Origin of the sequence: Mesorhizobium sp. M7A.F.Ca.CA.001.08.2.1, from assembly GCF_003998455.1 — a bacterium.
GTDB lineage: Bacteria > Pseudomonadota > Alphaproteobacteria > Rhizobiales > Rhizobiaceae > Mesorhizobium > Mesorhizobium ciceri.
The window spans coordinates 1-5,338 of sequence record NZ_RZPW01000425.1; the positions used below are offsets into that span (position 1 = coordinate 1).

Below are 5,338 nucleotides of genomic sequence, written 5' to 3' on the forward strand. Positions count from 1 at the left end.
CGTATCAATGGCTTTTCTTCGAACAATACAGCCACGAGCCCTACATCGCCGTGCGCAAGGCGCTGCTGACCTTTCCCGAACGTGCTGGGGATGCGACCCCGGAGCGGCTGGCGGTGACGCTGGAGCGCGGCAACAAGGCGCTCGGCGTGATGAACAGGCATCTGGAAAACAATGCCTTCTTCGCCGGCAGCGCGCTCAGCGTCGCCGACATCGCGCTCTATGCCTATACGCATACGGCGGAGCAGGGCGGTTTCCAGCTCGACGCCTATCCGGCGGTGTCGGCATGGCTTGGCCGCGTGGAAGCGGATCCGGGGCATGTGCCGATCGAGTGGGTGGGGTAGCCTTCTCCTCCTGAAGGAGGGGCTATTTCAACAAATGGTCGTAGTCGGCGTGGGTGCCGACCCAGAACCAGATCACATCTTCATTGTTGCGTATGGCAACAGCCCGATAGTTTTCGTCAACTCGCGCCGACCAATAGCGACCGACCTGTTTGAAATGCAGTGAGGGATGAAAAGGATCGAACGCAGTCGGGCAAAACGCCTGTCCGCCTTTGCTCTGATTGACGATGGCAGTTTTTCATAAGCCTCCCAGAACGATGGAGAGGCGACGTGGTTCACAGCCGCGTCCGACCAGCGCGATGGTCAGCCAGCGCCTGTTCGGCAAGCCTGTCCAAACGGCCCGTCTTCGCGTCGGCTTCCATCTGCCGGTCCCACATATCTGCCTGGAGCGCCTCGAACCAGGCGGCAAACGCCTTCAGTTCCTCGGGGCTCAGTTCGGCGACGGATTTTTCGATCTGCTCAAGTTTGGTCATGGCCGAATGGTACCACTACTGGGCTAAAAGTACCACAAGTTGGAACCATAGTGCGGGCTGCGCCACCTAACCCAGACAGCAAAAAAGGCGGGATAAATCCCGCCTTCCCATGCTTGGTAGCCTGATCGGGAGCGTCCGGTCCGGGCTGGCAGCTATCTGCTGATCCAGCTTGTCGGGTCTTTCCGCTCCAGCGCGCTTCTCGCGCGACTGTCAGTACATCCGTGACTTGCCGCGCGCCCCGAACTCTCGCCCGGCGCGCGCTATCGCAAAATCAGGCTGCCTTGCTCAGAGATCCAGCGGACGACTTGCCAGTGCGGCGGTCCTGCTCGATCTCGAAGTTGATCTTCTGGCCTTCGACCAGGGTCGACAGTCCAGCACGCTCGACAGCGGAGATGTGGACGAATACGTCCGCGCCGCCCGCGTCAGGCTGAATGAAGCCGAAGCCCTTGGTGGCGTTGAACCACTTGACCGTTCCAGTTGCCATTTAGATAGTCCTTCACATTTGCTTTAGATTGACCGGACCGAGGTCCAGCCGGTGTGCATCGAGATTTTGGAGATAGACGTCAGCAAACGCGATTATCGCGAGGCCCGGATCGATCGGCCGAAATATCAATGGAAGGCATATAGGCTGCTTTCGCACAAAAAACAAGACTGTGTGAGAAAGCCGTGATCAGGGCGCTGCCCAATGGCCGCCCCAATCGCGTGAGAGCGTCACGACGGATCGCGACGTCCCTGGGCGGCGGATCAGGGAGAGGACCATGAAAACCATTCTGCTTGCCGCCTGCCTGACGCTTGTCGCCGCTCAGGCTCAGGCGATCTCGCGCTACGACCCGACGCGTATGAGCTGCGGCAAGGTTCAGGCGACGATCGCCCGGCAGGGGGCGGTCATCCTGCGCTACCAGTCGAAGCGAGTGCCGGGACTGTCGCTCTACGACCGCTATGTGCAGAGCCAGCGATTCTGCAGCATGGGCGAGGTGAGGACACGAGCCTACGTGCCGAGCGCCGACACAAAGTCCTGCCCGGTCTACAACTGCAAGCGGCCGGACAACGACCGGCATTTCCGCCGGCGGTTCTTCCATAACAACTAGCGCTTGTCGACCGGCAGCCATTGCTCTCAATCCCGGATATGCTCCGTGAGCATGGATACGAATTGCGTCACCTTTTGCGGGCGAAAGCGCGCCGCCGGATAGACCACGTGAATGCCGCCGGAGGGCAGCGCCCAGTCGGGGAGCACGTGGACGAGGCGCCCCTGCGATAGATAGTCGACGACCAGATAGTCCGGCAGAACTGCCAGTCCGCCGCCGGCGAGCGTCGCTTCCAGTACGGCGGGCGTCGAGTTGATGGAGAACGCCTCGCGCAGGGTGATGGTGCGCGGCTCGGAATCGCCTCGGGTGAAGTTCCAGGTGAACGGCTTGCGAAGCACGGCATTGGCAACGAGCGGCAAGGAAGAAAGATCTTCCGGCTTGTCCACCCTGATCCCGGCCGCGAAATCCCGCGACGCGACCAGGATTTGCCGGAAGGTGCCGATGCGTCGCGCCTGCTGGCTGGAGTCATCCAGCCAGCCAACCCGGATGGACAGGTCGATCTTGTTGCCGATCAAGTCAATTATGGCATCGGAAATGACCAGTTCGACGCCGCAGGCCGGAAATCTCTGGCGAAAGCGGGCGGCGATCGGGGCCAGCACGATCGCGCCATAGTCATTGGACGCGGAAACACGCAGCACACCGGCCACCTCGGCGTTGGCCTCGCCAACCTCGGCGACCGCTTCTTCGACATCCCGCAGGATCAGAACGCAGCGTGCATGCAGAAGACGGCCTGCTTCCGTCGGCTCGACCCTTCGCGTCGTGCGCACGAGAAGCGTGGTCCGCAGCTCAGCCTCGAGGCGAGCGACTTGTTGGCTGACGACTGTTTTCGTGATGCCAAGCCGCTCGGCCGCGCGGGTAAAGGAACCTGCGTCGACCACGGTGGCAAAATAGGCGAGGCGATTGAGGTTTATCGATTCCACCACGAAGGCTCATTGTAAGCTTTCAACATACAGTTTGTATTATTACGGCCAATTTATTGATTAATCCAGAGGGCTTACCGTGCCGTCTACCGTCCGCCCTGCGGGCCCGTAGCCGCACCCGATCCCCTTTCATTCAACGGAGATATTCCATGTTCACGAGGAGACAGATCATGAAGACCTCATTGGCCCTCGGCGCAACCGCCGTTTTCGCGCCCATCGACAGCGGCCAGGCCGCCGGCGCCAAGCTTGGCTGGAAACACTTCCCGGCGGGTCCAAACGGCTTCTTCCGTGCGCCGGTGCTGCTGTCGGGGCCGAGCGAAGCCCTGTTGATCGACGGCGGCTTCACCTATCCGGACGGCAAGGCGCTCGCCGATGCCATCAAGGCCACCGGCAAGAAGCTGACCACCATCTATGTCACTCAGTCTGATCCCGATTACTACTTCGGCCTGAAGCCGGTGCGGGACGCCTTCCCTGAGGCAAAAGTCATCGCTGCCTCCGCCACGCTGGAAGCCATCAAGGGCAATGTGGAGAAGAAGCTCGCCGTCTGGGGTCCGCAACTGAAGGAAAATGGCCCGCAGGCGCTTTCCGACATCGTCCTCCCCGAGGCATTCGACGGCGCAACGCTGACGGTCGATGGCGAGACTGTAGAGATCGTCAATGCGGAAGAAGGATTGGCCAACCGCCGCTATCTGTTCGTGCCGTCACTCAATGCCGTTTTCGGCGGGGTGATGATCTTCTCGGGCGTTCACGTCTGGACCGCCGACACGCAGACCAGGGAAAGCCGCGCCGCCTGGATCAAGACGCTGGACGCGATTGCCGCCCGCAAGCCCGCTGTCGTGGTGCCCGGCCACATGGCCCCCGATGCCGCGATCGGTCCTTCGGCGGTGGAGTTCACCAAGTCCTATCTCCTCACCTTCGAGGAAGAACTGGACAAGGCGGCAGACAGCGCCGCGTTGAAGGCCGCCATGGAGACCCGCTTCCCCGGCCTCGGTATGGGCGTCGCCCTCGATGTCGGATCCAAGGTCGCCAAGGGCGAGATGAAGTGGGGCTGATATGGCGACGAACCTCGATTTGATCCGTGGAACCTACGAGGGAACTTCCGAGGAGAACGGCCGCAATCTGCTGGCCGTTCTTTCCGCCGACATCGAATGGACCGAGGCGGAAGGATTCCCCTATGCCGGCACCTATGTCGGCATCGAGGCCCTGATGCAGGGGGTCTTCAAGCGGCTCGGCTCGGAGTGGATCGGATACCACGCCGACGTGCACAGCTTCATTGCCGATGGCGACCGGGTGGCGGCCTTCGGCGTGTATTCCGGTACATATAAGGCGACGGGAAAATCCATGACTGCCCCCTTCGCTCATCTCTACGAGCTGCGGGACGGCAAGATCATCCGCATGCGGCAGTATGTCGATACGGTGCTCGTTGCGCGCGCACTGGCCTGACACCGAAGCAACCGAGGGAGACATCCGTGCTGCAACTTAAATCCTTCGCGGCGGCCGCTTTCGCGGTCGCGGCCCTCACGGCCGCGGCGCATGCGGGAAACACCAAGCCGGTCAAGCAGGTGCTGCAACAGCATGAATTGACTCAAAAAAACAGGACGCTTGTCCTGAAAGCCTATCAGGCGCTGTTCGGCGACCATGACCTTACCGCGCTGGACCGCTATTGGGCCGAGGCTTACATTCAGCATAACCCGACGATGACGGATGGCCGAGACTCGGTCAAAAAGCTTCTCGAAAGCATGGGTGTCGCCAATTGGCCAAAACAAAAAGTCGACTTCAAGCGGGTGATCGCCGAAGGCGACCTCGTCATGACCCAGGTCGTTCAACCGAAGGCAGGCAACATGCCGGAGACGGTCATCGTGGACATTTTTCGCGTTGAAAACGGCAAGATCGCCGAGCATTGGGACGTGATGCAGCCGGTGCCCGCCAACCCGGTCAATAAGCGACCGATGTACTGATCCAGGCCTTCTGCCAGCGCCGGCCGCCGCTCAAAACCCGAACGATACCTGCGCCGGGGGCGGCGGGCCGACGCGCACGCCTTCCATGGCCAGCATCTTCTCCTTGGTGACCGAGCCGCCCGGCGCCGAGAAGCCGCCGATCTTGCCGCCGGCGGCAAGGATGCGATGGCAAGGGATGACCAGCGGCACCGGATTGGCGCCAAGGGCGGCCCCGGTTTCGCGGGCGAGCCCGGCATGGCCGGCGGTCTTGGCCAGCTCACCATAGGTGGTGGTTTCGCCGAAGGAGAGTTTTCGCGCCGCGTCGTAAATGGCGAGGCGGAAATCGTCGACGCCGTCGAGATCGACCGGTACGGCGGAGAAATCGACATCCTCGCCCGCCGCATAGGCCTTGATCGCTGCGATCAGCTCGACCACCCATGGCGGCTGCGCCGTGGAAGCGGAAACGCCACCGTGACGCAGCAGGCGCCGTTCCACCGCTTCGCGGCTGCGTTCGGGCAGGCAGAGCCGGATCAGGCCCTTTTCGCTCCAGGCAATGCCCATGAAACCGATCACTGTTTCTAACAC

General features: G+C 61.7%; 9 protein-coding genes and 1 pseudogene. 5 read left to right on the top strand and 5 right to left on the bottom strand.

All coding sequences use genetic code 11. The features are described from left to right. The coding region (locus EN914_RS22655) for a glutathione binding-like protein (protein ID WP_206527224.1) at nucleotides 1-341 on the top strand (341 nt) is incomplete at its 5' end. 22 nt (nucleotides 342-363) lie between these two features. Here the strand turns inward: EN914_RS22655 and EN914_RS39290 are convergent. The 3 genes and pseudogenes from EN914_RS39290 to EN914_RS22670 all read right to left on the bottom strand — a co-directional run bounded on the left by EN914_RS39290 (nucleotide 364) and on the right by EN914_RS22670 (nucleotide 1,295). Beyond that, nucleotides 364-617 (bottom strand): annotated as a pseudogene (locus tag EN914_RS39290) (type II toxin-antitoxin system RelE family toxin). Continuing rightward, the gene (locus tag EN914_RS22665) at nucleotides 614-811 is read right to left on the bottom strand and encodes a hypothetical protein (RefSeq protein WP_024504143.1); all 198 of its coding nucleotides are present in this window, start codon (nucleotides 809-811) and stop codon (nucleotides 614-616) included. Before EN914_RS22665 ends, EN914_RS39290 begins: the two are co-directional and overlap by 4 nt. A gap of 271 nt (nucleotides 812-1,082) precedes the next feature. Next, a complete protein-coding gene (locus tag EN914_RS22670) occupies nucleotides 1,083-1,295 on the bottom strand; it encodes a cold-shock protein (RefSeq protein WP_010910991.1) in 213 nt (70 codons plus the stop codon). Between the two features lie 274 nt (nucleotides 1,296-1,569). Between EN914_RS22670 and EN914_RS22675 the strand changes: the two genes are divergently transcribed. Then, the gene (locus tag EN914_RS22675) at nucleotides 1,570-1,899 is read left to right on the top strand and encodes a hypothetical protein (protein ID WP_024504142.1); all 330 of its coding nucleotides are present in this window, start codon (nucleotides 1,570-1,572) and stop codon (nucleotides 1,897-1,899) included. Nucleotides 1,900-1,925: 26 nt separating this feature from the next. On the opposite strand, the gene EN914_RS22680 is transcribed toward EN914_RS22675, so the two are convergent. Further along, nucleotides 1,926-2,816, bottom strand: coding sequence for a LysR family transcriptional regulator (locus EN914_RS22680; protein ID WP_024504141.1), 891 nt, complete (start codon nucleotides 2,814-2,816; stop codon nucleotides 1,926-1,928). 149 nt (nucleotides 2,817-2,965) lie between these two features. Here EN914_RS22680 and EN914_RS22685 point away from each other — a divergent pair, with 149 nt between their 5' ends. The 3 genes from EN914_RS22685 to EN914_RS22695 are packed head-to-tail and all read left to right on the top strand — an operon-like array spanning nucleotide 2,966 to nucleotide 4,774. Beyond that, on the top strand, nucleotides 2,966-3,868 hold the full coding sequence (locus tag EN914_RS22685; RefSeq protein ID WP_024504140.1) for an MBL fold metallo-hydrolase: 903 nt from the start codon (nucleotides 2,966-2,968) through the stop codon (nucleotides 3,866-3,868). Nucleotide 3,869: 1 nt separating this feature from the next. Beyond that, nucleotides 3,870-4,259: a nuclear transport factor 2 family protein gene (locus EN914_RS22690; protein WP_013530093.1), complete on the top strand. Its 390-nt coding sequence runs from the start codon at nucleotides 3,870-3,872 to the stop codon at nucleotides 4,257-4,259. A gap of 26 nt (nucleotides 4,260-4,285) precedes the next feature. Beyond that, on the top strand, nucleotides 4,286-4,774 hold the full coding sequence (locus EN914_RS22695) for a nuclear transport factor 2 family protein (protein WP_024504139.1): 489 nt from the start codon (nucleotides 4,286-4,288) through the stop codon (nucleotides 4,772-4,774). 30 nt (nucleotides 4,775-4,804) lie between these two features. On the opposite strand, the gene EN914_RS22700 is transcribed toward EN914_RS22695, so the two are convergent. After that, nucleotides 4,805-5,338 (bottom strand): methylated-DNA--[protein]-cysteine S-methyltransferase (locus tag EN914_RS22700; protein WP_164778852.1); only part of this gene is annotated, 534 nt, incomplete at its 5' end.

Excerpts from the sequence above, each read along its gene's own strand:
- EN914_RS22665 (WP_024504143.1), bottom strand. The coding sequence starts at position 811 with ATGACCAAACTTGAGCAGATCGAAAAATCCGTCGCCGAACTGAGCCCC.
- EN914_RS22670 (WP_010910991.1), bottom strand. The coding sequence starts at position 1,295 with ATGGCAACTGGAACGGTCAAGTGGTTCAACGCCACCAAGGGCTTCGGC.
- EN914_RS22675 (WP_024504142.1), top strand. The coding sequence starts at position 1,570 with ATGAAAACCATTCTGCTTGCCGCCTGCCTGACGCTTGTCGCCGCTCAG.
- EN914_RS22685 (WP_024504140.1), top strand. The coding sequence starts at position 2,966 with ATGTTCACGAGGAGACAGATCATGAAGACCTCATTGGCCCTCGGCGCA.
- EN914_RS22690 (WP_013530093.1), top strand. The coding sequence starts at position 3,870 with ATGGCGACGAACCTCGATTTGATCCGTGGAACCTACGAGGGAACTTCC.